General features: G+C 75.6%; 2 protein-coding genes. Both read left to right on the top strand.

Features of this window, described 5'->3' with window-relative positions; translation table 11 throughout:
• Window positions 1-337: 337 nt before the first annotated feature.
• Entirely contained in the window at window positions 338-1939 is a 1602-nt protein-coding gene (locus ACFV6I_RS24550) for a CehA/McbA family metallohydrolase (protein WP_380427637.1), read from the top strand.
• Between the two features lie 183 nt (window positions 1940-2122).
• A complete protein-coding gene (locus ACFV6I_RS24545; RefSeq protein ID WP_350883659.1) occupies window positions 2123-2617 on the top strand; it encodes a hypothetical protein in 495 nt (164 codons plus the stop codon).
• Window positions 2618-2720 lie beyond the last annotated feature (103 nt).

Below are 2720 nucleotides of genomic sequence, written 5' to 3'. Positions count from 1 at the left end.
GGCCCCGGAGGCCCCGGAGACCTCTGCGGCCGAAGCGGAGGCCTCCGGGGCCGCCGCCCCGCCGCCCGCCGAGGACCCGCACCCCGCCAGCGTGCTCCCGGCCACCGCCGCCAGCAGCGCCCGCCGACTCAGTGCCACACCCGTCTCCTCCGCGATGACCCGATCCGCTCGTTATGAATATGAACGGACTAATCGTCATCGCCCGCAACTCGCCGACCCGGCCGACGCCGACCCCCTTCACCGACCCGCCCCCCGCCCGTGGGCCCCGGCTCACCCCTGATTCACCACCACGGGTAAGGAGCCGAACGGACCCGCCCGCCCCGACCCGGAGGACCCGATGCCCGCCGACCACGACACCCCACGCCCCGCCCGCCGCGACCTCCTCCGCACCGGCCTCACCACCGGAGCCGCCGCCGCCCTCGGCCTCACCGCGACCACCCCCGCCGCCTCCGCACCCGGCGCCCCCGCCACCCCGGGCACCCCGGCCACCCCCGGCACCCCCGGCACCGAGCGGACCCTCACCCTCACCGGCCACCTCCCCACCGGCGCCCCCGACTTCGTCTACCTCCCCGTCGAAGTCCCCGCCGGCGTCCGCGAGATCGCCGTCAGCTACGGCTACGACAAGCCCCCGGTCCCGGCCGGCACCCCCGGCAACTCCTGCGACATCGGCATCTTCGACGAACGCGGCACCGACCTCGGCGGCCCCGGCTTCCGCGGCTGGTCCGGCGGTTTCCGCACCGAGTTCAGCCTCGCCCGCGACGCCGCGACCCCCGGCTACCTCCCCGGCCCGATCAACCCGGGCACCTGGCACCTCGTCCTCGGCCCCTACCAGATCGCGCCGCAGGGGCTGGACTACCACGTGCAGGTCACCCTCCGGTTCGGCGCCCCCGGGCCGGCGTTCGCCCCGCACTACCCGTCCGAGCGGGCCCGCGGCCGCGGCCGCGCCTGGTACCGGGGCGACTGCCACCTGCACACCGTGCACTCCGACGGCCGGCGCCTCCCGGAGGAGGTGGCCGCCGGCGCCCGCGCGGCCGGCCTGGAGTTCATCGTCTCCACCGACCACAACACCAGCTCCTCGCACGCGGTCTGGGGCCCGCTGGCCGGCCCCGACCTGCTGATCATCCCGGGCGAGGAGATCACCACCCGCAACGGCCACTGGCTGGCCCTCGGCCTCGAAGCGGGCCAGTTCGTCGACTGGCGCTACCGCTCCCGCGACGAGGAGTACCCGCGCTTCGTCCGTCAGGTCCACCGCTCCGGCGGCCTGGTGGTGCCCGCGCACCCGTACTGCCCGTACGTAGCCTGCCAGTGGAAGTTCGGCTACGAGCAGGCCGACGGCGTCGAGGTGTGGAACGGGCCCTGGACGTACGACGACGAGTCCGCGGTCGACACCTGGGACGGCCGGCTCGCCGTCGCCCTGCGCGAGGGCCGTTCCTGGCTGCCCGCCCTGGGCAACAGCGACGCGCACAGCGCCCCGCAGGTCATCGGCTCCCCGCACAACGTCGTCCTGGCCGAGGACCTCACCCGGGACGCGATCCTCGACGGGCTGCGCGACGGGCGCAGCTGGCTCGCCGAATCCGCCGCCGTCCAGCTGGAGTTCACCGTCACCGGGCACGGCCGCCGGGTCGGCATCGGCGAGGAACTGGCCGTCCCGGCGGACGCCCCGCTGGACGTCCGGCTCACCGTCTCCGGCGTCCCCGGCGGGACGGTCCGCCTCCTCACCGACGAGGGCCAGCTGCACCAGGAGTCACTGCCCGCCGACGGCTCCGGCACGGTGGTCTGGCGCACCACCGCCTCGCTCGCCGCCTACGTCCGGGCCGAGGTCCGCCACCCGAAGCCGGACGGGTCGCCCGGCAAGGGCAACGCGATGGGCCCGGACCTCCCCTGGGGTCCGATGGCGGCCCTCACCAACCCGATCGTGCTGCGCGTCGAGGACCGCTGAGGCGTCCGGAGCAGGAGTGGGGACGACTCGGGGCACCGGCGTGGACTAGGTTGATCCCCGAAAGCACCAGTCGTAGGGACGAGGCGGTCGGCTGTCCGTATCCGGGCCGGCCGGCCCTTCCGCACTCCGACCGCCTCGCCCCGGCTACCCGTCCGTCCCCGGCCCGCGAAGGGATCAGCAGCTGTGAACCGTACGACCGTAGGTGGGCCGGAGCTCGGGGGCGGCCGGGGCGCCGGCGGCGTCCTCGTCCTCGTCGACCCGGCCGGGGCCGGCCAGAGCCCGGTCGCGAGCCGGCTCGCGGAGGAGCTGCACCCGAGCGTCCACCTGCGTGCGCACGACTTCCTGCGGGTCATCCGGCGCGGCCAGCTCCCGCCGCACCTCCCCGAGGCCGAGCGGCAGAACACCACCGCCCTCGCCGCCGCCGCGCAGGCCGCCTTCGCCTACGCGACCGGCGGCTACCAGGTCATCGTCGAGTGCCCGGCCGCCCCGCCCACCCTGGACACCTTCCGCCGCGAGAGCCGCACCACCGGCGCCGCCCTCCACCTCGTCGTCCTCCAGCCCACTCCGGGCGCCGTCCCCGGCCCGCACACCCTGGACACCAGCTCCCTCACCCCCGCCGGCGCCGCCGAGTCCATCCTCGCCGCCCTCACCCGCCGCACCCACCTGCTCGGCTGGTGACCCCGCCGGGTGCCCGGGGATGCGGCAGAGACGGCGGCGGAGCCCCGGGAGCGATCCCCGCCACAAGCCGAAACCTTACACATGATTATCATTTCCAATAAAG

This window comes from Kitasatospora sp. NPDC059803 (assembly GCF_042732255.1).
Lineage (GTDB): Bacteria > Actinomycetota > Actinomycetes > Streptomycetales > Streptomycetaceae > Kitasatospora.
This window is presented reverse-complemented; position numbering and strand designations above follow the sequence as displayed.

Bases quoted from the DNA above. Each gene is read 5' to 3' on its own strand.
- ACFV6I_RS24550 (WP_380427637.1), top strand. From the start codon at position 338: ATGCCCGCCGACCACGACACCCCACGCCCCGCCCGCCGCGACCTCCTC.